Origin of the sequence: Variovorax sp. 54 (assembly GCF_002754375.1) — a bacterium.
In the GTDB taxonomy this organism is placed as follows: domain Bacteria; phylum Pseudomonadota; class Gammaproteobacteria; order Burkholderiales; family Burkholderiaceae_C; genus Variovorax.
In genome coordinates this window covers 3,887,703-3,909,617 of sequence record NZ_PEFF01000001.1, presented here as the reverse complement: position 1 = coordinate 3,909,617, position 21,915 = coordinate 3,887,703, and the positions used below count along the sequence as shown (strand labels likewise).

General features: G+C 68.2%; 17 protein-coding genes. 11 read left to right on the top strand and 6 right to left on the bottom strand.

Annotated elements, in window-relative coordinates:
* Positions 1-88 precede the first annotated feature (88 nt).
* Both hemE and priA read left to right on the top strand, forming a co-directional pair.
* Positions 89-1,198, top strand: a complete 1,110-nt coding sequence (gene hemE / locus CLU95_RS18060; protein ID WP_099794878.1) for a uroporphyrinogen decarboxylase — start codon at positions 89-91, stop codon at positions 1,196-1,198.
* A 485-nt stretch (positions 1,199-1,683) separates the two neighbouring features.
* Positions 1,684-3,759, top strand: coding sequence for a replication restart helicase PriA (gene priA / locus CLU95_RS18055; RefSeq protein WP_099794877.1), 2,076 nt, complete (start codon positions 1,684-1,686; stop codon positions 3,757-3,759).
* Positions 3,760-3,773: 14 nt separating this feature from the next.
* Here priA and CLU95_RS18050 read toward each other — a convergent pair whose 3' ends face one another.
* Together CLU95_RS18050 and CLU95_RS18045 are read right to left on the bottom strand one after the other, a co-directional pair.
* Complete coding sequence (locus CLU95_RS18050) at positions 3,774-5,411, bottom strand: S41 family peptidase (RefSeq protein ID WP_180288633.1); 1,638 nt, start codon at positions 5,409-5,411, stop codon at positions 3,774-3,776.
* Between the two features lie 93 nt (positions 5,412-5,504).
* Positions 5,505-5,714, bottom strand: coding sequence for a hypothetical protein (locus tag CLU95_RS18045; protein WP_099794875.1), 210 nt, complete (start codon positions 5,712-5,714; stop codon positions 5,505-5,507).
* Positions 5,715-5,970: 256 nt separating this feature from the next.
* Between CLU95_RS18045 and CLU95_RS18040 the strand changes: the two genes are divergently transcribed.
* The gene (locus tag CLU95_RS18040; protein ID WP_257214659.1) at positions 5,971-6,672 is read left to right on the top strand and encodes a hypothetical protein; all 702 of its coding nucleotides are present in this window, start codon (positions 5,971-5,973) and stop codon (positions 6,670-6,672) included.
* A gap of 9 nt (positions 6,673-6,681) precedes the next feature.
* On the opposite strand, the gene CLU95_RS18035 is transcribed toward CLU95_RS18040, so the two are convergent.
* Positions 6,682-7,701, bottom strand: a complete 1,020-nt coding sequence (locus CLU95_RS18035; protein WP_099794873.1) for an AEC family transporter — start codon at positions 7,699-7,701, stop codon at positions 6,682-6,684.
* 149 nt (positions 7,702-7,850) lie between these two features.
* Here CLU95_RS18035 and CLU95_RS18030 point away from each other — a divergent pair, with 149 nt between their 5' ends.
* From CLU95_RS18030 to CLU95_RS18000, 7 genes are all read left to right on the top strand, one after another.
* The gene (locus tag CLU95_RS18030) at positions 7,851-9,947 is read left to right on the top strand and encodes an ATP-dependent helicase (RefSeq protein WP_099794872.1); all 2,097 of its coding nucleotides are present in this window, start codon (positions 7,851-7,853) and stop codon (positions 9,945-9,947) included.
* Positions 9,944-10,411 carry a hypothetical protein gene (locus tag CLU95_RS18025; protein WP_257214658.1) on the top strand — a complete coding sequence of 156 codons (468 nt, stop codon included), beginning with the start codon at positions 9,944-9,946 and terminating at the stop codon, positions 10,409-10,411. The genes CLU95_RS18030 and CLU95_RS18025 overlap by 4 nt, the downstream gene beginning before the upstream one ends.
* Positions 10,408-11,589 (top strand): phospholipase A, encoded by a 1,182-nt coding sequence (locus tag CLU95_RS18020; protein ID WP_099794870.1) that lies wholly within the window; start codon positions 10,408-10,410, stop codon positions 11,587-11,589. Before CLU95_RS18025 ends, CLU95_RS18020 begins: the two co-directional genes overlap by 4 nt.
* Before the next feature lie 25 nt (positions 11,590-11,614).
* Positions 11,615-12,460 (top strand): ammonia-dependent NAD(+) synthetase, encoded by an 846-nt coding sequence (nadE, locus tag CLU95_RS18015; RefSeq protein WP_099794869.1) that lies wholly within the window; start codon positions 11,615-11,617, stop codon positions 12,458-12,460.
* A 169-nt stretch (positions 12,461-12,629) separates the two neighbouring features.
* A complete protein-coding gene (locus tag CLU95_RS18010; RefSeq protein ID WP_099794868.1) occupies positions 12,630-13,367 on the top strand; it encodes a response regulator in 738 nt (245 codons plus the stop codon).
* A 22-nt stretch (positions 13,368-13,389) separates the two neighbouring features.
* Positions 13,390-16,005 carry an ATP-binding protein gene (locus tag CLU95_RS18005; protein ID WP_099794867.1) on the top strand — a complete coding sequence of 872 codons (2,616 nt, stop codon included), beginning with the start codon at positions 13,390-13,392 and terminating at the stop codon, positions 16,003-16,005.
* 270 nt (positions 16,006-16,275) lie between these two features.
* Positions 16,276-17,313 (top strand): AraC family transcriptional regulator, encoded by a 1,038-nt coding sequence (locus tag CLU95_RS18000; RefSeq protein WP_257214657.1) that lies wholly within the window; start codon positions 16,276-16,278, stop codon positions 17,311-17,313.
* Here CLU95_RS18000 and CLU95_RS17995 read toward each other — a convergent pair.
* The 3 genes from CLU95_RS17995 to CLU95_RS17985 form a co-directional block, all read right to left on the bottom strand.
* Positions 17,304-17,738: a hypothetical protein gene (locus tag CLU95_RS17995; RefSeq protein WP_143606012.1), complete on the bottom strand. Its 435-nt coding sequence runs from the start codon at positions 17,736-17,738 to the stop codon at positions 17,304-17,306. The two genes, CLU95_RS18000 and CLU95_RS17995, sit on opposite strands and share 10 nt — an antisense overlap.
* A 204-nt stretch (positions 17,739-17,942) precedes the next feature.
* On the bottom strand, positions 17,943-19,091 hold the full coding sequence (locus CLU95_RS17990; protein ID WP_180288632.1) for a fimbrial protein: 1,149 nt from the start codon (positions 19,089-19,091) through the stop codon (positions 17,943-17,945).
* A 48-nt stretch (positions 19,092-19,139) separates the two neighbouring features.
* Positions 19,140-19,634, bottom strand: coding sequence for a FimD/PapC C-terminal domain-containing protein (locus CLU95_RS17985; RefSeq protein ID WP_099794863.1), 495 nt, complete (start codon positions 19,632-19,634; stop codon positions 19,140-19,142).
* A gap of 22 nt (positions 19,635-19,656) precedes the next feature.
* On the opposite strand from CLU95_RS17985, the gene CLU95_RS17980 reads away from it, so the two are divergent.
* Positions 19,657-21,912, top strand: coding sequence for a hypothetical protein (locus tag CLU95_RS17980; protein ID WP_099794862.1), 2,256 nt, complete (start codon positions 19,657-19,659; stop codon positions 21,910-21,912).
* Positions 21,913-21,915: the final 3 nt, after the last annotated feature.

Sequence of the window (21,915 nt, the reverse complement as noted above, 5' to 3'; positions counted from 1 at the left end):
CCGTGGCGCATCGCGGCGGGTTGATGCAACGCAAAGTGCGCTGTCGGTCAACTGACGACGAATGCAAGGGCCCTGCGACAATCGGGCCATGCCTTTCGCCCCTTTGCAAAACGACACCTTCCTGCGGGCCTGCTGGCGCCAGGCCACCGATCACACGCCCGTCTGGCTCATGCGCCAGGCCGGCCGCTACCTCCCTGAATACGTTGCCACGCGCGCCAAGGCCGGCAGCTTCATGGGGCTGGCCACCAACACCGACTACGCCACCGAGGTCACGCTGCAGCCGCTGGCGCGCTACCCGCTCGACGCGGCCATCCTGTTCTCGGACATCCTGACGGTGCCCGACGCGATGGGCCTGGGCCTGTCGTTCGAGGCCGGCGAAGGCCCGCGCTTTGCGCGACCGGTGCGCGACGAAGCGGCCGTGGCCGCGCTCGAAGTGCCCGACCTGGACAAGCTGCGCTATGTGTTCGACGCCGTGGGCTCGATCCGCAAGGCGCTCAACGGCCGCGTGCCGCTGATCGGCTTCTCGGGCAGCCCCTGGACGCTGGCCTGCTACATGGTCGAAGGCGCGGGCTCGAGCGACTACCGCCTCGTCAAAAGCATGCTGTACGGCCGCCCCGACCTGATGCACCGCATCCTCGCGGTCAATGCCGATTCGGTGGCCGCGTACCTCAACGCACAGATCGACGCCGGCGCACAGGCCGTGATGATCTTCGACAGCTGGGGCGGCGTGCTCGCCGACGGCGCGTTCCACGAATTCAGCCTGGCCTACACCGCACGCGTGCTCGCCGGCCTGAAGCGCCACGGCCCCGACGGCCAGCCGGTGCCGCGCCTCGTCTTCACCAAGGGCGGCGGCCTGTGGCTGGGCGCCATGCGCGCGCTCGACTGCGAAGTGCTCGGCGTCGACTGGACCGTGAACCTCGCGGCCGCGCGCCGCCTCGTGGCCGAAGGTGCCGAGGACAAGGCCAAGGCGATCCAGGGCAACATCGATCCGAACGTGCTGTTCGCCCCGCCCGCAGCCATCGAAGCCGAGGTCGGCAAGGTGCTGCAGGCCTTCGGCAAGCCCCACACCGACCGCACCACCGCGGGCCCGACGCACATCTTCAACCTGGGCCACGGCATCAGCCAGTTCACGCCGCCCGACCACGTGTCGGCGCTGGTTCAGGCGGTGCACGACCAGTCGCGCGCGCTGCGCGCCTGAGTTGACAAGTGTGATCTGCCGACCGCCCGGTTGGCAGACTCAGCGCCCCCTGAAAGCCAGTCGCCCGGCGTTTGTCAAGCCCTAAAACGGCCCCGGACGCCCGACTTATGCACAAAACGCGTGTTGCACTGCGCAAGATTGTCTGAGGGGGCGTTGGTTCTGCTCCTAAACCAATAGCGACGCTAAGTGGTTGATTTATATAGGTTTTGATTTTTGCTTTTTTTACAGGCATTCCAGCGGAAGCCTTGAAAATCAAGGCTTCGGCGGCCATCCAGCCATCTTGTCAACAAAGTTATCCACAGAAACTCTGGATGACCGCCAAAGCGCTGTGAAATCAACAACTTAAGCGGTCTTGCTCCAAAACGCATTAACAAACCTTGCCAAAAAGGACGCCCAGCCCCTCCGCCGAATCGCCGCCCGAAGCCGGCGCGCCGACGGTCACATCCGCCACAAATGTCTCCTGCCCCTGGCGACTCGACATCGCGGTGCAGACGCCCGCGCATGCCGCGCTCGGTGACCTGCTGAGCTACGCCGGCGCCGAGCCGCTGGTGCCGGGCACGCTGGTGCGGGTGCCACTGGGCAAACGCGAGGTGCTGGGCGTGGTCTGGAACGAGCCGACTTCGCTGGAAGGTGCCGAGCCCGACATGGCGCTCAAGCCCGTGGGCGCCGCGCTCGATGCGCTGGCGCCGCTGGGCGAGGCCTGGCGCGACCTGGTGGCGTTCGCCGGGCGCTACTACCAGCGCTCGATCGGCGAGATCGCGCTGGCCGCCCTGCCGCCGCAGCTGCGCGACCTGAGCACGACGCAGCTGGCGCGCCGCCTCAAGCGCAAGACCACGGCCGGGCCGGTGGCCGAAACGGCCGAATCCGCGAACCTGATCGCACTGAGCGAAGAGCAGGCGGCCGCACTGGCCCGCATCGAGGCCGAGACCGGCACTTTCCTGCTGGTGGGCAGCACCGGCAGCGGCAAGACCGAGGTCTACCTGCGCTGCGTGGCCGACCTGCTGGCGCGCGACCCCGAGGCGCAGGCGCTGGTGATGGTGCCCGAGATCAACCTCACGCCGCAGCTCGAAGCCCGCTTCAAGGCCCGCTTCGGCGACGAGGCCGTGGTGTCGCTGCACAGCGGCATGACGAACCCACAGCGCCTCGCGAGCTGGCTGGCGGCGCACGGCGGCGCCGCGCGCATCGTGCTGGGCACGCGCATGGCGGTGTTCGCGTCGATCCCGGGGCTGAAGCTCATCGTGGTCGACGAAGAGCACGACCCCAGCTACAAGCAGCAGGAAGGCGCGCGCTACTCGGCACGCGACCTCGCCGTGTGGCGCGGCCAGCGCGAAAAAGCCAAGGTGATCCTGGGCTCGGCCACGCCCTCGCTCGAAAGCTGGCACCAGAGCCGGCCGCCCGAGGGCGACGACCCGGGCGGGCGCTACGTGCGACTGGCGATGCCGTCACGCATCGGCGCGGGCGCGCTGCCGGCCGTGCGGCTGGTCGACATGAACCTGCAGCCGCCGAAGACGGTGATTTCGGGCGCACTGCTCGACGCCATCGGCCAGCGCATCGCGCGCGGCGAGCAGAGCATGATCTTCCTGAACCGGCGCGGCTATGCGCCGGTGCTGGCCTGCGGCGACTGCGGCTGGAAAAGCGAATGCCCGCACTGCAGCGCCTACCGCGTGTTCCACAAGATCGACCGCACGCTGCGCTGCCACCACTGCGGCTTCACCGAGCGCGTGCCGCGCGCCTGCCCGGCCTGCGGCAACCCCGACATCGCGCCCGTCGGCCGCGGCACCGAGCGGCTCGAAGAACATCTGGCCGAGCTGTTCGCCGGCGTGAAGCATGCGGACGGCAGCGCGGTGCGCATCGCGCGCATCGACGCCGACAGCACCAAGAAACAGGGCGCGCTCGAATCGCAGCTCGCGGCCGTGCACGCGGGCGAGGTCGACGTGCTCGTCGGCACGCAGATGATCGCCAAGGGCCACGACTTCCGCCGCATCACGCTGGTGGCCGCGGTGAACCCCGACGGTGCGCTGTTCTCCAGCGACTTCCGCGCGCCCGAGCGCCTGTTCAGCCTGCTGATGCAGTCGGCCGGCCGCGCGGGCCGCGACGCCGCCTACCTCGCGGCGCAGGGCACCAAGGCCGAGATGTGGATCCAGACGCACCACGCGCCGCATCCGCTGTTCGCGGCGCTGCGCCGGCACGACTACGAGGCCTTCGCCAAGCAGCAGCTGGAAGAACGCCAGGCCGCCGCCATGCCGCCCTTCGCGTTCCAGGCACTGCTGCGCGCCGACGCGCGCGAGCAATCCGTCGCGCAAGGCTTCCTGAACCTCGCGGCCGACAAGGCCGAGGCGCTGCCTGGCGCCGACCTGGTCACGCGCTACCCGGCGGTGCCGCTGGCGATCCAGCGCGTGGCGAATGTGGAGCGCGCGCAGATGCTCATCGAGAGCCCGTCACGCGCCGCCCTGCAGCGCCTGCTGGCCGCCTGGCAGCCGCTGCTGCACGAGTTGCGGCGAACGCCCGAGGGCAAGGGCGTGATCCGCTGGCTGGTGGACGTGGACCCGCACAGCATCTGAGGCAGGCGCCTGCCTCAGCGCGGGCGCAGGATGCGGTTGCGCAGGCCTTCGGGTTTGCGCAGCAAGGGCGCGGCGGGGCCGGTGACGGCGCTCTTGGCGAGGCGACCGGCTGGTACGGCGGGACAGGCGCCCGTGACCTGATACGCAAGCGCGGCGGCCAGGCGCGCCTCTTGCGAATCGCCGAGCGCATGGCTGAAATCGTCGGGCACGAAGCAGGTGGGTGCGAGGCCGTCCGGGTAGTCGCCGAAGCCCTTGGCGTTCACGCCCTGGAACTGCACGCTGAAGTAGGTGGTGCCGCAGTTGTCCTGGGGATAGAAGCCATAGGGCTTGCCGCAGGTGATGTCACCGATCTGGACCACGTCGATGTCGATGCCGCGCAGGCCGTTGATGAACGCCTCGCTGGCCGAGCAGGTGTCGGGCCCCGTGAGCACGTAGACGCGTCGCAGGTCGAGGCTGGGCAGAGGCTGGTCGGCCGGGGCAAACAGGCCGCTGGTGGTGGACCAGAAAGGCGTGGGAAGGATCGGCTCGCCCGACACCGGATCGCGCTCGGTGTGCTTGTTGTTGAACCGCGTGGTCTCGAAGGCCTTGTCGCGCGTCTGCGCCTCGCCAGCGACCATGAAAGCCAGTTGGCTGGCCAGGTCCAGGTAGCCGCCGCCGTTGTAGCGCAGGTCGACGACCAGCTCGGTGGCCCGCTGCGTGCGCAGCCACTCCATGGCGGCCTTCAGTTGCAGTTCCGCCGTGCCGATGTGGTCGTTGAATTGCAGGTAGCCGACCGTGCGGCCCGCGTTCGGGAGCGTCTTGACGTTCTGGACGGGGGTCGAAATCACCGGCATCGCCGGCAGCGTGATGTCGCGCGGGGTGCGGCTGCCCACATCGAGAACGGTGAAGCGCGTGAGCGTCCCCGGCACGGGCGAAAAGATCGCGGCATTGAGGGCGTCGACGCCTTCCGGTGTGTCGTCGTTCACCAGATCGACACCGTTGACCTTGAGCACCTGGGCGCCACGCGGCAGGCCGGCGCCCGTCGTGGCCGCGGGAGAGCCGGGCTCCACGTACGCCACACGCACATCGCGCGGCGGGAAGAAGGAAAGGAAGGCCCACTGCGCGCCGTATCCGACGGACGAGCCGGCGCGCGAGAGCGCATTCCACTCCTCGGTGGTGTAGGTGAAATGGAACTGGTCCTTGTCCCTGCCCGACGGCGTCACGGCGTGGGTTTTGAGCACGTCGAAATAGTCGGCCGTGGCGTAGCGCGCGGGGTCCAGGTCCGGGACCTCGTCGTACCAGAGGTAGGTGTCGTTGACCCACGCGCGCAGCCAGTTGTTCTCGTCGAGCGTGCGGCCGGCCTTGTCCGCGAAGGGTTTGCCGTCGTAGCCCGTGCCGGTGCGCGGGGCCGCGCAGCGGTCCTTGTAGAGGCTCGCGGTGCGGAACACGCCTTCGACCCAGGGCGCGTTGCGCAAGGCATCGCCGTCGTCGGGCGCATCGGGCGGTGCCGTGGGTGGAGTGGTGGGCGGCGGCGTGGTGCCCGTGCCGCTGTTCGGCAGGAAGCTGACGCCAGAGCCTGCGTCTCCCCCGCCGCCGCAGGCAACGAGCACGGCCATCGGAACGGACAGCAGCAGAAGACGGGCGAAACGAAAACGCAGGGGGAAAAAAGACACGGCGAAGTTCCTGGTGGCGGTGGGCGCCGCCATCCTAGGAAGCCTCGCGTCGTTGCGCATTGGACCAAAGTCCTATGCGCGGCGTGTCAGTCGTCAGTGGTAGCCGGTGGGCTCCTTGCCCATGTCGACGTAGCGCAGCTCGTTGTGACGGCGCCGTGCAATGCTGTTCGGCCAGGCGAACACCACGAGGCTCAGCGCGGCCAGCGCGAGCGCGGCAGCGGTGCCGAGCGTGCCGGCATGCCAGAACCAGCCCACCGCAGCGAGCCAGGCCAACCACATCAGGATGCGAACCAGTATTGCCATCGCGCGCCCCACTTGGACCTCACACTTGCACCATTCACACCTTGGACTCGGAACCACTGTAGCAGCGCAAGTGCATACGCAAGCATTCATCTGAAGAGATAACGCACGCTATGCCTTAAGACATGCCCTGGGATTACCCCGAAATAATCTGCAAAAAGAGTTGACGGTACCCCCGGCCTTGCACAAGCTGTGCCTGTGCGGTTCCATTGCAGGGTCCGCGTTGTTTCGTGCCCGTTCGCTTGATGCAAAGGTCGCCGTGAAATCGTCGTCTCTTCTGGCTGGGGTCGTTGTCGCTGTCGCCGTGTCGCTCTCGTGCCTTGCTGTTGCAGGGTCCGCGGGCGCGGCAGAACTCGAACTGCAGGGTCGGCGGCTGGTGGTGTCGGGCACGCTCGACGGCAGCAAGGTCAAGGCCTTCACCGAGCACCTGGGCAGCGGCACGGTGCGCACCGTGGTCTTCGAAGACTCGTTCGGCGGCACCGCCGAAGCGGCCGGCGCGTATGCCGACGCGATCCGCGAGAGCGGCGTGCAGACCGAGGTGCGCGGCCACTGCATGGCGGCCTGTGCGTATGCCTTCCTGGCCGGCAAGACGCACCGCTTCGGACGCGGCCTGCAGGTCAACGGCATCCTGGTGCCGGTGGCGGCCCGCCCCACGGCGGCCGAGCTGGCGGTGCGCTGGCGCGGCGAAGAGGCCCGCAAGACACTGGCCGACTTCACGCCGCCCTCGCCCGCCGCAGCCGCAGCCACCACCGCCGAGGCGGCACGCCCGATCGAAGCCACCGCGCCCACGCCGAAGGACAACTGGCAGCCCGACCACGGCGTGCTCTTCACGGCCAGTCCGACGCTGTTCGGCCGCATCTACAACACGTATTACTGCGACGGCACGCAGGGCCGCGACTTCTCGAAGTGCGAGCGGCTCTCCGACGCCGACCCGTACAAGCTCGGCGTGCTGACCGAGTAGCGCCCCAGGTCAGCGCAACGCGCCGACCGCTACCGGGAAGGTGAAGAACGCCGCCACCGTCGTCCACAGGATGATGCGTGCGATGCGGCCGTTGTCGGCGCCGAAGCGCTCGGCCAGCATCGACACGTTGCTCGCGCTGGGCAGCGCCGCGACCAGCACGATCACCGCCAGCGCCGAGGGCGCCAATGGCAGCCCCAGCGCGATCGCGCCGCGCCCCAGTGCCCAGACCGCCAGCGGATGCAGCACCAGCTTCACCAGCACCACGGGCAGCACATCGGCCAGCGGGGCCTTCGGCGCGGGCCCCGCGCCGGTGCCCATTGCCGCCGCCACCATGGCGCTGGCGCCGTGCTCGCGCGCCAGCAGCGCCGAGCGTGCGAGCACCGCACCGATGGTGAAGAGCGCCACGGGCGAGGCCGCGTCGGCCAGCATGGCGATGGTGCGTTCGACCGGCCCGGGCAGCTGCCAGCGCACGGCCGACAGCAGCACGCCCAGCAGGATCGACCAGGGCATCGGGTTCACGAGGATGCCGCGCAGCGCCTTGCGCGCGGCCAACGTCGCGCCATGGCGGCCCGCGCTGCCGGCGCCGTCGAGGCGCGACAGCGCGATGCACAGCGACGAGGTCACGACCAGGTCGAACGCGATCGTGATGATGATCGGCCCGGCCGCCTGCGCGCCCAGCAGTGCCACCAGCAGCGGCACGCCCATGAAGCCGGTGTTCGGAAAGGCCGCCACCAGCGCGCCGAAGGCCGCGTCGTTCCAGCCGATGCGCGCGTTGCGCGTGAACAGCACCACGCCCGCCACCACGGCCAGCGCGCAGATGCCCCAAATCAGTGCAACGCTGCCGTCCAGCAGCTGCGCGATGGGCGTGCCCGCGCCGAAGCGCAGCAGCATGCAGGGCAGCGCGAAATACAGCACGAAGGTGTTGAGCCCCGGAATCGCCTCCAGCGGAAGGATGCGGGTGCGGGCGGCGGCGTAGCCGGCCGCGATCAGGGCGAAGAAAGGAAAAGTAACAAGGAAAACAGGCAGCACGCCGGCATTGTCGTCCTCCTTCGTCGCGCGATGCCCGCTGACACAGCCGGCCGGAGCCGGGCCCGTATCATTGCCCGCTTTGCGACGGCCGCGCCCTGCGGCCCCCTCCTGCGTTTTCGCGTTCCCGCTTTCCCGGTTCCCCCTCCCCCATGTCCCACGGTCTCAATCTCGCCCAGCAAGAAGCGGTCAACTACATGCACGGTCCCTGTCTGGTGCTCGCAGGCGCGGGCTCGGGCAAGACGCGCGTGATCACGCACAAGATCGGCCGGCTGATCCAGTCGGGCCTGAAGCCCGAGCGCATTGCGGCCATCACCTTCACGAACAAGGCGGCCGCCGAAATGCGCGAGCGCGCCAAGGACCTGATCGGGCGCGACGCGCGCAAGGTGGTGGTGTGCACCTTCCACGCGCTGGGCGTGCGCATGATGCGGGAGGACGGCCACGTGCTGGGCCTGAAGAAAGCCTTCAGCATCCTGGACAGCGACGACGTCACCAAGATATTGAAAGACTGCGGCGGCACCGTCGACATCGCCACCGCCCGCATCTGGCAGTGGACGATCAGCAAGTGGAAGAACATGGGCCTGAACGCTGCGCAGGCCGCGGCCGCCGCGGTGGACGACAACGAGCGCATCACGGCCGAGATCATGGTCCAGTACGAAGAGCGGCTGCAGGCCTACCAGAGCGTGGACTTCGACGACCTCATCGGCATGCCGCTGAAACTGCTGTACGAGTTCCCCGAGGTGCGCGCCAAGTGGCAGGCCGCGCTGGGCCACATCCTCGTCGACGAATACCAGGACACCAACGCCACGCAGTACGAAGTGCTCAAGGCGCTCGCCGGCGAGCGCGGCCAGTTCACGGCGGTGGGCGACGACGACCAGTCGATCTACGGCTGGCGCGGCGCCACGCTGGACAACCTGAAGAAGCTGCCGGTCGACTACCCGACGCTCAAGGTCATCAAGCTGGAGCAGAACTACCGCTCCACCAGCGCCATTCTTCGCGCGGCCAACAACGTGATCGGCCCCAACCCCAAGCTGTTTCCGAAGACGCTGTTCTCGGAACTGGGCGAAGGCGAGCCGGTGCGCATCGTCGATGCCGACACCGAACTGCACGAGGCCGAGCGCACGGTGGCGCGCATCATCAGCCTGCGCGCGGGCGACACCATTTCGCAGGGCAAGCAGTACAAGGAGTTCCGCGACTTCGCGATCCTGTACCGCGCCAACCACCAGGCGCGCATCTTCGAACAGGCGCTGCGCAAGGCGCAGATTCCGTACAAGGTGTCGGGCGGCCAGAGCTTCTTCGACCGCGCCGAAATCAAGGACCTGTGCGGCTGGTTCCGCCTGTGGGTCAACAACGACGACGACCCGGCGTTCCTGCGCGCCATCACCACGCCCAAGCGCGGCATCGGCCACACCACGCTGGCCAGCCTGGGCAGCTTCGCGAGCCAGTACAAGCTGAGCCTGTTCGCGGCGCTGTTCAGCCCGTCGCTGCCGAGCGTGATTCCCAAGCGCACGCTTGACGGCGTGCACGAGTTCGGTCGCTACATCAACGACCTGGAGTACCGCGCGCGCCGCACCATGGGCGCCGAAGCCTCGCGGGCCTTCATGCTCGAATGGCTCAAGGAGATCGACTACGAGCGCCATCTCTACGAAGGCGAAGACAGCGAGGCCGCGGCCGCCACGCGCTGGACCAACGTGCTGGAGTTCGTCGACTGGATGTCGCAACGCGCCGGCGGTTCGCTCGACGACGCCTCGGGCGCGGACGACACGAACCCGAACGAGCACAAGAGCCTGCTCGAGGTGGCGCAGACCATCTCGCTGCTGTCGACCATCAGCGAGCGCGAACAAGACCAGAACGTGGTCACGCTCTCGACGCTGCATGCATCGAAGGGCCTCGAATGGCCGCACGTGATGCTCATCGGCGTGACCGAGGGCCTGCTGCCCTTCAAGCTCGACGACGACAACGGCCGCCAGAAAGTGGTGAGCGACGAGACCACGCAGCGCCTGCAGGAAGAACGCCGCCTGATGTACGTGGGCATCACCCGCGCCCAGCGCAGCCTGGCCGTGAGCTGGACCAAGAAGCGCAAGCAGGGCCGCGAGATGGTGCCCTGCATGCCGAGCCGCTTCATCGCCGAGATGGGCCTGGACAAGGCCACGACCAAGGAAGACCCGCGCGAGAAACTGAAGGCGCTGCGCGCCGAGTTCGCACGCAAGGCGCTGGACAGCGCGGCCAAGGCCGCGGCCACGCCATGAGGATGATGTCGAGGACGGCAACGATCGCGGCCGCGCTGCTCGCCGCCGCACTCGCGGCCGGTTGCGCCGCACCCCGCGACCCCAACTGCCCCGCCGATGCACGCGAGCTGCCGCTGCAGGCGCTGTACGGCCAGTGGGAAGCCCGCTTCGACGACCTGCCCGGCGCGGCCGTCGTGCAGCTGGGCAAGCACCCCGAGTACGCCGGCGTGCGCGGCACCATCACGCGCCGCGCCGACGCTTCAACCGAGACGACCGTCGCGCAGCTCGCGGGCGACGTCGACGACGAGGGCGCGCTGTCCATCGACGAATCGCTGGACGGCCGCGCCATCAGCGGCGTCTGGTCGGGCACGCTGCAACCCGGCGCCTGCGGCCGCGAGTTCCGCGGCACGTGGCGCGATGCCGCGACCGAGCGCACGCACCCGTTCGTGCTGCGCAAGACCGTCGCACAGGAAGGAAAGCCATGAAGACGAAACGACGACACCCCGCCTCTTTGTTCAATCTGCGCACCGTCGCGGCCGTGGCCGCGTGCCTCGGCGCTGCATCTGCCGCGCAAGCACAGGCCGTCGACAAGCCCGCCAGTCCGCTGGCCGATGCGCAGCTCACCTGGCAGCAGTGCGCCGCGCTCGGCGCGAACAACGAGGCACGGCTGGCCTGCTACGACCGCTGGTCGCAGCAGCAGACGCTGCCCTCGGTGTCGGTGCCCGTCGCGCCGCCCGTGCTCGCGAGCACGCAGCCGCCGGTGGACGGCACGATTCCGGCCACGCGCGTGGTGTCGGTCGCCACCACCGAAGGCTGCCGCGACCGGCAGTACTCCACGCTGTCGCGCTTCTGGGAACTCGAGAACGCCACCGACTGCGGCACCTTCGGCTTCCGCGGCTACCGCCCGCTCACGGTGTCGGCCTCGGCCGCCACCGACAAGCCCCAGCCACCGACCTCGCCGTCGGCCAGCCACACGGCCGAGCCCGTGGCCTACCAGGCGAACGAGATGCGCATCGGCCTGTCGGTGCGCACCAAGCTCGCGCAGGGCATGCTCACGCAGAACGACCCGGTCAAGAAAGACTCGCTGTGGTTCGCGTACTCGCAGCAGTCGACCTGGCAGCTGTTCAACGGCGCCATCTCGCGGCCCTTCCGCACCACCGACCACGAACCCGAGCTGATGTATGTCTACCCGACCGACTTCAAGCTGCCCGGCGGCTGGCGCTGGCGCTATGCGGGCGTGGGCATCGTGCACCAGTCGAACGGCCAGAGCCTGCCGCTGTCGCGCAGCTGGAACCGCGTGTACCTGATGGGTGGCGCCGAGCTCGACGATCGCTTCACCATCACCGGCCGCATCTGGAAGCGCATGTCGGAAAGCGCCGCGAAGGACGACAACCCCGACATCGCCGACTACATCGGCCGCGCCGAAGTCACGGGCCGCTGGAACCTCAACCGCGACAACCAGCTGGGCCTCACGGTGCGCAACAACCTGCGCGACAGCGGCCGCGGCTCGGTGCGCCTCGAATGGCTGAAGGCCATCGGCGACCCGACCAAGAGCAACCTGCGCTTCCACACGCAGCTGTTCCACGGCTACGGCGACACGCTGGTGGACTACAACCGCAAGCGCACCGTGCTGAGCATCGGTCTCAGCCTTGTCGATTTCTGATCTTCCTCACATCCAGGCCCTACCGATGAGTGCAGACCTCTCCCCCGTCGATGCCACGCAGCGCGAGATCATCGCGGCCCTGCACGTGGCGCCCGCCTTCGATGCCGCCGCCGAACTCGCGCGGCGCACCGACTTCCTTGCGGACTACCTGCGCAGCACCGGCCTGAAGACGCTGGTGCTGGGCATCAGCGGCGGTGTCGATTCGCTGACCGCCGGCTGCCTCGCGCAGCGCGCGGTCGAGAAGCTGCGCGCCGAAGGCCGCGACGCCACCTTCATCGCGATGCGCCTGCCCTACGGCGTGCAGCGCGACGAGGCCGAGGCGCAGGCGGGACTGGCGGTGATCCGCCCCGACCGCCTGCTGACGGTGGACATCCGCCCCACCGCCGATGCCATGCTGGCCGCGCTGCACGCCGGTGGTCAGGTCTTTCGCGACGCGGAGCACGAAGACTTCGTGCTCGGCAACATCAAGGCGCGCCAGCGCATGATTGCGCAGTTCGCGGTGGCCGGCGCGCACGACGGCCTCGTGATCGGCACCGACCACGCGGCCGAAGCGCTGATGGGCTTCTTCACCAAGTTCGGCGACGGTGCGGCCGACGTGACGCCGCTCACCGGCCTCAACAAGCGCCGCGTGCGCGCGGTGGCGCAGCTGCTCGGCGCGCCCGATGCGCTGGTCTACAAGGTGCCCACCGCCGACCTCGAATCGCTGGTGCCGGGCAAGCCCGACGAAGACGCCTTCGGCGTGAGCTACGAACAGATCGACGACTTCCTGGAAGGCAAGCCCGTGTCTGCGGCGGCGCGCGCGGTGATCCTGTCGACGCACCGCAAGAGCGCCCACAAGCGGGCGTTGCCGGTCGAGCCGCCAGCGCCCTGACAGCGGCGCGAGCGGAGCCTTCGCCGAAGAAAGTGTGAATCGGCGATGGAATTAAGTCTCAAAATAGCGTGAACAAACGTCGCATATCACCATTTAGTATCAATTGGTGTGCATACGTCTGTAAAAATTCTGAATGGCCGGGCGCAACGCTCAGCCCTTTGGAATCCCCATGCTTGATGTAGTGAAACCCGAAATCCTCGTGGTCGACGACGACCCCGAGGTCTGCGAAACGCTGGTCGAACTGCTCGAGTCATCGGGCTTTCGTGCGCAGGCCGTGCCGGACGGGCTGGCCATGGCGGCGCGCCTCGACCAACGCGCGTTCTCGCTCGTGATCATCGACCTGCGCCTGAAGAAGGAAGACGGCATCGAGCTCGCGCGCCAGCTGCGCACGCATTCGCGCATTCCGATCATCATCCTCACTGGCCAGGGCACGGCCGCCGATCGCGTGCTGGGCCTCGAAACCGCCGTCGACGACTTCATCGCCAAGCCCTTCGACAACCGCGAGCTCATCGCGCGCATCCGTGCGCTGCTGCGCCGCTCGGCCGGCACCGGCATGCCGCGCTCGCTGCGCGCCGACCGACTGAGCCACGAACGCTACCTGTTCGGCGACTGGACCCTCAACATCACCGCCCGCGAGCTGCTGCACAGCGACGGCTCGCCCTGCGACCTGACCCATGGCGAGTTCGCCCTGCTCGAGGTCTTCGTGCTGCACGCCAACCGGGTCATCGACCGCGAGCAGCTGCTGCTCAAGACACGCAGCGCCCAGTCGGATGCCGTGAGCCGCACGATCGACGTACTGGTGTCGCGGCTGCGCCGCAAGATCGAAGACGACCCGGACAACCCGCGTTTCATCTGCACGGAACGCGGCGCGGGTTATCGCTTTGCCGCGAACGTGGTCCGCTGCTGAGGCGGCGGTTCAGGCCGAATTCATGCACAGACTTCTTCGGTCCTTCCCTACGGCCCGGGGGCTTCGGTCGTGCACGCTGCGCAGCCGGTGGGCCTTCGCACTCGGTGTGCTGTCGATCGCACTGATCGTGCTGGCCGCCGTGGCCATGGTGGCGCTGTTCAACGCCAAGGCCGCGATCCAGGGCTTCGACGAACGCATCCTGCCTTCAGTGGCGAAGTCGCTCGCGCTGTCGGAGCGCGTCACGCACCTTGCGGCGGCCGCGCCCTACGTGGCGGAAGTCTCGATCTCGGCACGGCTCGACCAGGAGAAGGCCGAACTGCTGAAACGACAAGACGAAGCGCGCGCCCTCGCCGCGCAGCTGCCTCCGGCCAGCGGAGCGGCCACCGGCGTGCCGAAGGTGCTGAACGCGATGCAGGGGGTGCTGGACGATCTGATCGCATACAAGCGCCTGGACCTCGCGCTGCGCGAAGAAGGCCGCGGGCGCATTCATGCGCTGAGCCAGCTGGAGCAGCGCATCGCCGACATGCCCGAGCGCCCGAGGCACGCGGCGGACCACGCGCTGCAGTTGCTGCGTGTTGCCCTGTACGCCCACAACACGCTCGACCTGGACGAGGCCGAGCGCGTGTACCTTGCGTACACGCGATCCGGCAGCGCCTTGCGCATCGACCGGACGATCCGCGCACAGATCGCCGAGCTGGCCGACAGCATCTTCGCGCTGCGCAGGCAGCACCTCGCGCTGCGCGACCGCAAGACCCTGCTGCTCACCTCGACGCGCATGCTGTCGGAAGAACTCACGCGCTCGGTCGACCGCCATGTGACGATGCTCAGCGCCGAGGTGTCGTCGCGCGAGCATTCGGTCGGCCTGATCGTCCGCTCCGGACTGATCGCGGTCACCCTCGCGTTGCTGGTGGCAGCCGCCGCGCTGCTGCTCGGGTTCTGGAGCCTGCGGGATTCGCTGGGCGACCTGACGCGCATCACCTCCGCCATCACCGAGCTGTCGCACGGCAACGCGAGCCCGCAGCCCGATGTTTCGAAGCGCGATGACGAGGTCGGTGCGCTCATCGGCGCGTTCAACGTGTTCCGCGAGAACACACTGTCGATGCGCCGGATGGGCGCTGACATCTCCGAACAGCGGCGGCTGCTGCGCACGGTGCTCGACAGCATCGACGACGGCCTGGGCGCGTTCGACGCCGAAGGCCGGCTCGTGGCCTGGAACCCGCGCTTTGCCACCCTGCTGCGCCTTCCCTCGCAGGCGGTGCATACCGGCGCGACACTCGACGCGCTGCGCGGCGCCCTTCCACCGCTGGCCGACGGCCGCCCCGCCGTCGACCTGCTGGGGCCGCCCGATGCGCAGCGGCGGCGCGAAGACTGTCTGCTCGACAACGGCCAGGTGCTGGCCGTGCGCAACCACGCCATGCCGACCGGCGGTTTCGTCACGCTGTACAGCGACCAGAGCGAGAGCCGCGCGCTCGAGCGGCAGGTGCGGCAGACCCAGAAGATGGAAGTGCTGGGCCAGCTCACGGGCGGTGTTGCGCACGATTTCAACAACCTGCTCGCGGCGGTCTTCAGCAACCTGCAGCTGCTGCAAGCGCGCGACGACCTGTCGCCCGACATGCGCCGCATCGTGGACCGCGCGTTCCGGGCCTCGGAGCGCGGCGCCGTGCTCACGACGCGCCTGCTGGCCTTCGCCCGCCGGCAGACGCTGCGCGTCGAAGTGCTCGATGTCGACCAGATGCTCACCGGGCTGCAAGACCTGATTTCGTACTCGCTGGGGCAGGACATCCGCGTCGAGCTCGACCTGCAGGCCCACGGGGCCTATGTGCTGCTCGACGGCGGGCAACTCGAGAACGCGATCCTCAACCTCGCACTGAACGGAGGTGCCGCCATGCCCCGGGGCGGCGTGCTCACCCTGCACAGCGCACTGCGCCCTGCAGTGCCGGGGGAGGCGGCCAACGGTCCCGAGCGCGCGACGGTGGAAATCCGCATCAGCGACACGGGCAGCGGCATGCCGCCCCACATGCTGGAACGCATCTTCGAGCCGTTCTTCTCGACCAAGGGGAATGAGGGCAGCGGACTCGGCCTGAGCATCGTCTACGGCTTCGTCAAGCAATCCGGCGGCGACATCCGGGTGCAGAGCGTGGTCGGCCAGGGCACGAGCTTCACGCTGGCGCTGCCCGAAGCCCCGCCGCATTCCGCGCCTGCGTGCGCGCCGCCGCAGTCCGCGTTGTCGCTCGCACAGATGCGCGTGCTGCTGGTGGACGACGACGCCGATGTGCGCGACGCCACCTTCGAATTTCTGAAGGAGCGCGGTGCGCGCGTGCAGGCGGTGGCGTCCTCGACGGACGCGGCTGCGGCGCTCCAGGCCCAGGCCTTCGACCTGGTGCTGTCCGATGTCAGCTTGGGGCCGGGCGGCGACGGCCTGCAGCTGATGCGCGACGTGCATCGCCTTCATCCCCGCATCCCCGTGGTGCTGATCTCGGGCCTCCCTTCCGACCTGCTCGCGCGCCGCTACGCGGTGCCGCCGAACACGCGCATCCTGCGCAAGCCGTTCCTCAACGGCGAGCTGATGCAGGCCATTGCACAGGCACTGGCGTCACACAGCGCCGACTCGCCGTCCCCCGCCGCTCTCTCCGCCTGAGCCACTGCCAGAGCCACTCGAGCCGCCGCCTGCCGCGACGTGGGCCCGCACGCGCGCGCCCACATTTGTTTGCATTGCGAGTGTTTCGTCATCTCTTTTAATTGTTTACTTTTTATTTACGAAGCTCCGCCCCAATAGCGTCTTGAAGGTCCCCTGCTCGCCCCGCGATGCCGAGGACCTGCCGCCCGACACAAGACATGCGAAGGAGGAGCGTCCGATGCCTGGACTGGAGACGAAGACTGCACGGCGTGCTGCGGCACCGCGTTTGCAATGAGAAACGCAATGCCGCAGGGCGTGCGCCGCAACCCCGCACCGGAAATCGAGCACAGCTTCATGCGTGCATCGCAAAGCGGCCCTGCACCTTCGGGCCAGCGCGGCTTCCTGCACTGCTTGCAGCACGGCAGCCCGTCGCCGCTGGAGCGCTGGCACTGCCACGACGAATACGAACTGCACCTGATCGCGGACACCCGAGGCTGGGCCTTCGTCGGCGACCACGTCGGGCGCTTCGAGCCCGGCCACCTGGTGCTCACCGGCCCGCGGTTGCCGCACAACTGGGTCTCGCACAACCTCCCGTCCGAGGGCGTGGAACTACGCAGCATGGCGCTTCAGTTCTCGGACGCGCCGCTGCGCAAGGGCATGGAGGTGTTCAACGAACTCCAGGAAGCCGCGCCATTGCTGGAGAAGGCGCGTCATGGCGTCGAGTTCTTCGGCATCAGCGACAGCGTGCGTGAGCACTTCGACCGCCTCCAAGGCAGCGAGGGGCCGGAGCGCTTTGCCGAGTTCCTGCGCTTGCTGAACCGGCTCGCGCGATGCAAGAACCACCGCGTGCTCTCTTCGGGATGGTTGCCGATCAAGGGCAATGCGGAGATCGTCGAGGCGATCGGCAAGGCCGTCACCTACATCCGGCTGCACCTGGATCAACCGCTGTCAGTTGCGAGCGTCTGTGAACACGCACGCATCAGCCAGAGCAGCTTCTCCCGCCTGTTCAGCCAGTCCACGGATGTCGCGTTCACCGATTTCGTGAACCGGCTGCGCGTCGGCAAGGCCTGCCAGTTGCTCATGGAGAGCGACCAGCAGATCTCGAGCATCTGCTACGCCGCGGGGTTCAACAACATCGCGAACTTCAACCGACGCTTCCTGAAGCTCAAGGGCATGACGCCCAAGGCGTTCCGCCTGCAGGCGGCCATGCGCCACAGCCGGAGCCAAACGCTGCCGATCTCGCGCTTCGAGATGGAAGGCATTGGCGTCGGCGCGATGGCCGCAGCGGGCACCTTTCGCGCCAACGCCGGGCTGTACCTTCAGTCGTAGGCGACGGTCACCAGCGCAGCCGACGGGCCGCCGGCCGGCGGTGCTGCAGATGTCCTCAGCGACAGCGTGCCGCCGTGCTGGCCGATCACATGCCATTGCGCGGGATCGATGGCTCGCGCCCGCCCCTGGCTGTCCATGAAGCGCGCCGATACCGCCTGTGTGTGGACCGTTTCGACCTTCACCCTGGCACTGGGGCGGTCCACGGCCTCTCGGACAAAGACCAGTTCGGCTTGGCGTCCGCGTGCCGATGCCACCTTCATCCGCGCAGGAGGTGGGGCCGGGGCAATCTCATAGGGCGCGGCGACGATGGCGCCGACGAAATGAATGACGCCGTCGCCGGCGTGGCTGCCAAGCGCCAGCCCGCCAATCAAAGGAAAGCAAGCCATGGTGGCAAGCTGACGAAAAGAGCGCGCACGTCGTTTCATGTTCTTCCCCTTCCCTACCATCCGCCGCCGAGGCGACACATTCAAGGGCGCCTTTGACAAGGCGGCGAGAGCATATTACGCGCGGGACATGACGTTTGTCTCGGTGCATTCACTCATGCCGAGACCCGAAAGCGACAGGCGGGAAGATCGGTGCGCTTGGGCGCATGAAGAAGGCAGGCGGCCTGCCCGTCTGCCTGCTCCTGCCTATTGATAGTTCAACGTGAAGGTCACCACGGCATTCGCGGTGCCGGGCCCGACGGTGGCGCTGGTCTGGTAGTAGGCCGCTTGCAACACGATCGCAAAGTTGGTGCCGTTTTTGTAGTCGTAGCCCGTGAGTGGGTAGAGCGTTTCGAACTGCAGCGGGACAGCGGCGGCATCTTTCAACTGCAGCCCGATGCCCGTTGCCGTTGAGCCGGAAGACAGCACGATCACGCCCTGGGCAGGCACGGCCAGGCCAGCGGGCGCGGAGAACCTATAGCCGATCTTCACCAAGCTAGCACCGACGCCCGCGATGTTGCCGCGCATGTCGGGAGGGCAAGCCACGGAGACGGTGAACATCTTCGCGGGCGCCGATGTCGTGCCGATGCCCGTGAATGCCGAACTCTTGTGCGTGCCCATCGCCACGGTCAGGTCCTGCGTCGTGCAGGTCGGGGGGCCTTGAACATTCAACGGCCAGGCCGTGTATCCCCAGTTGGCACGAGTCATGACGCCATTGATACTGTGGCGCAACTCGATAAGCGGCTGGTCGAAGGTCGCCAGTCCGGCACTGGTGGGGCCCGTCTTGATGTAGCGCATCCAAGCAGAAGCCCTCAGAAAAACCGGGTTGGCTTCGGTCGCCTGAACAGCGCTCGTACATTCAAGCCATTGACCATCCGTAGCGGTCCATTTCGGGATAGCCGATCCTGACGACGCACCAGGGCCACCAAGGTCCACGTTGGTCAGCCTGCAACTCCCCGCTTCGATACGCCCCTCGAATGCAACGCCAACCCCAGGCAGGCTGGTGTTGAAAACAGTGACCATGCCCCCCGCGGACCCCGTTGTCTGCATACCCGCGGTCGACAGCCCCGTCACCTTCATCGCCAAGCCAAAGGCACCAGTCCCGGTGCATCGATAGACATGATCCCCTGTGGGCGGCGCCGACCAGGCCGAAAGCGCACCACCGATCGGCAGATCGCGAGGTGCGAGCAAGTAGGACGGTTGGTACATGTACTTGAAGGCGGTCGTCGTCAACTCGCACTTCGGCTGTGCATCAGCAGAAGCCGGCCACCACAGGAAAAGTAACAACGCCAGACCGGCGAACAACCGGCCCGCAATCCTGTCAAGAGGCTTCGATGGCCACGGGTTGCAGTTCATCGCACGGGTCTCCCTTTTCCTTGAATGCTCGGATGCCATGTTCGGCACTCACATCACACATCGGGCATCGATTACTCGCCATGGCGAGGAACGGCCGGGGACGGAATCATCGGCTGGGGTGTCATGCAGCACGAGCGGCAACCTGCAGCGCTGGTCGCCTCCTTCACCCCATGCCAACTCGTAGCGCATGGCATCGCCCATCACACTGCGCAGCAGAAGCCGCCCGTCCTGCCCCACCGTACCGACCTCTTGCCCGTCCGCGTCGGTCACTCGCGCACCGAACGGCACCGGCGTGCCGTCGGCCAGGGTCACACGCACTAGCACCGAGCGCCCGCCGCCCGAGGTCTCGAACTTCAGCTTGACCACGGCGCCTGCCGTGGGGGCGACACGCTGTGTGCTCGATTTCAGCTCGACGCTCATCGGCAGCCCCTTGGGGTCGAGCTCGACCTCGTTGCTTGCAAACGGTGCAAGATTCGACACCACCGCCTGCCCCCACGGGCCGATACGCAGCCCGCTCGCGTTGGTGACGCGTGCGCCGCCCACTCATCAGAAGGGATTCAGTCCGTTGACGACCGCCACCGCCCCCGTTCCCGCCGGCACGCCCGGCCACCCCACTCCACCTCGCTCGCCACACCGCTGGCAGTTTCTTCGCGCGGGCGGCGTGGACCAGGTGGTGTTCCGCAACGGCGAGGACATTGCGCGCATCGCCGAACTCGACCAGAAGCTCTGGGTCGCGCTCGCCTGCCCCACGCGTGGCATCGACTTCGATGCGCGCACGCTCGACCTCATCGACACCGACAGCGACGGCCGCGTGCGTCCGCCCGAGGTCATCGCGGCCTGCCAATGGGCGTGCGAACGGCTGCGCAGCGCCGATGTGCTGCTCGCAGGCAGCGGCACGCTGTCGCTGGACGACCTCGACCCCACGTGCGCGCCGGGTGCCGACCTTGCGAAGGAAGGCCGGCGCATCCTCGACCTGCTCGGCAAGCAGGACACGCACACGCTGACGCTCGCCGACATCGCCGACCGCGGCGAGTGGCTGGCGTCGATGCGCTTCAACGGCGACGGCGTGGTCACGCCCGACACCGCGGACGACGACGACGCGCTGCGCGCGGTCATCGAGGAAGCGATCCGCACCCACGGCAGCACACCCGATCGCCATCAGAACAAGCCCGGCCTCGATCGCGCCCGCGCCGGAGCCTTCATGGCCGACGCGCTGGCAATGCGCGACTGGTATGCGCAGGGCGACGAAGAGGCGCTGCCGCCGCTGGGCGCGCGCACGCTGGCGGCGGCCGAGGCCTTGCGCGCGGTCGTTCCCAAGGTCGACGATTTCTTCGCGCGCTGCCGCGTGGCCGCCTACGACGTGCAGGCCGTGGCGGCGCTCAACCCTTCGCCCGAAGCCTACGACGCGCTCGCCGGGCACACGCTCGACGCGAACGCGCAGCCAATCGCCGAACTGCCGCTGGCGCCCGTGACCCCGCGTCGCGCATTGCCACTGCACGGCGCGTGCCTCAACCCCGCCTGGGCCGATGCGATGGCCACGTTCGCGCGCGACACCGTGGTGCCGTTGCTCGGCGAACGCGACGCGCTGGAGGAGGCGCAGTGGCAATCGCTGCGCCTCCAGCTCGCACCGTGCGAGGCATGGATCGCCGCGCGGCCCGACAACGCGCTCGCCGGCCTGCCGCGCGAGCGCATCGACGCGCTGCTTGCCACACGCGATGCGCTGCTCGCACTCATCGCCGAAGACGAAGCCGCCGAGCACCACAACCGCTTGCTGACCGACCTCGAGAAACTGCTGCGGTTGCAGCGCGACCTGCGCGTGCTGCTGCACAACTTCGTGTCGTTCAAGGCGTTCTATCGGCGCGAAGACGCGATCTTCCAGGCCGGCACCCTCTACCTCGACGGGCGCAGCTGCGAGCTCACGGTGCAGGTGCAGGACACCGCGCGCCACGCCACGCTGGCGGGCCTGGCGAAGACCTGCCTCGCGTACTGCGACTGCACGCGCCAGGGAGAAAAGATGAGCATCGTCGCTGCCTTCACTGCGGGCGATGTCGACTTCCTCTTCGTCGGGCGCAACGGCGTGTTCTACGACCGCCAGGGCCGCGACTGGGACGCCACCATCACCAAGCTGATCGAGAACCCCACCAGCGTCGCACAGGCCTTCTTCGCGCCGTACAAGAAGTTCGTGCGACTGATCGAGGAGCAGGTGGCGAAGCGTGCAGCGGCCAGCGAGGCCGGCTCGCAAGCCGCGCTGCAAACGCTGGCCGGCAAAGTCGCCACGGCGGACGCACCGGCCGACGCCAGCGCGTCGGCGAAGACGCCGGCCAAGCCGGGGCCGATCCTGCCCCCTGGCAGCCGCATCGACGTGGGCACCGTCGCGGCCATCGGCGTGGCGCTCGGCAGCATCAGCGCGGTGCTGGTCGGCATCTTCGGCAAATTCGTCGACCTGGGGCAGTGGATTCCGGTGGCGCTCGTCGGCATCGTGATCGCGATCTCGGGGCCGAGCATGCTGATCGCGTGGCTCAAGCTGCGTCAGCGCAGCCTGGGCCCGATCCTCGACGCGAGCGGCTGGGCCATCAACGGCCGCATGAAGGTCAACGTGCGTCTGGGCGGCATGCTGTCGCAGACGGCGCGCGTGCCGCCGGGCGCCAAGCGCATCGCGCCCGATCCGTACCGCCAGCGGCACGGCCTGGCGGGCGCGCTGGCCGTCACCTGCGTGGTCGGCGCAGTGCTGCTGATGGCGTGGCGCATGGACTGGCTCGACCCTCGGTTGCCACCCCGGCTGCAGCATGATCGGGCAGCTGCAACCACACCGGGCGCTTGAAAC

Excerpts from the sequence above, each read along its gene's own strand:
- hemE (WP_099794878.1), top strand. The coding sequence starts at position 89 with ATGCCTTTCGCCCCTTTGCAAAACGACACCTTCCTGCGGGCCTGCTGG.
- CLU95_RS18045 (WP_099794875.1), bottom strand. The coding sequence starts at position 5,714 with ATGGCAATACTGGTTCGCATCCTGATGTGGTTGGCCTGGCTCGCTGCG.
- CLU95_RS18030 (WP_099794872.1), top strand. The coding sequence starts at position 7,851 with ATGTCCCACGGTCTCAATCTCGCCCAGCAAGAAGCGGTCAACTACATG.
- CLU95_RS18025 (WP_257214658.1), top strand. The coding sequence starts at position 9,944 with ATGAGGATGATGTCGAGGACGGCAACGATCGCGGCCGCGCTGCTCGCC.
- CLU95_RS18020 (WP_099794870.1), top strand. The coding sequence starts at position 10,408 with ATGAAGACGAAACGACGACACCCCGCCTCTTTGTTCAATCTGCGCACC.
- nadE (WP_099794869.1), top strand. The coding sequence starts at position 11,615 with ATGAGTGCAGACCTCTCCCCCGTCGATGCCACGCAGCGCGAGATCATC.
- CLU95_RS18010 (WP_099794868.1), top strand. The coding sequence starts at position 12,630 with ATGCTTGATGTAGTGAAACCCGAAATCCTCGTGGTCGACGACGACCCC.
- CLU95_RS18005 (WP_099794867.1), top strand. The coding sequence starts at position 13,390 with ATGCACAGACTTCTTCGGTCCTTCCCTACGGCCCGGGGGCTTCGGTCG.
- CLU95_RS18000 (WP_257214657.1), top strand. The coding sequence starts at position 16,276 with ATGAGAAACGCAATGCCGCAGGGCGTGCGCCGCAACCCCGCACCGGAA.
- CLU95_RS17995 (WP_143606012.1), bottom strand. The coding sequence starts at position 17,738 with ATGAAACGACGTGCGCGCTCTTTTCGTCAGCTTGCCACCATGGCTTGC.
- CLU95_RS17990 (WP_180288632.1), bottom strand. The coding sequence starts at position 19,091 with ATGAACTGCAACCCGTGGCCATCGAAGCCTCTTGACAGGATTGCGGGC.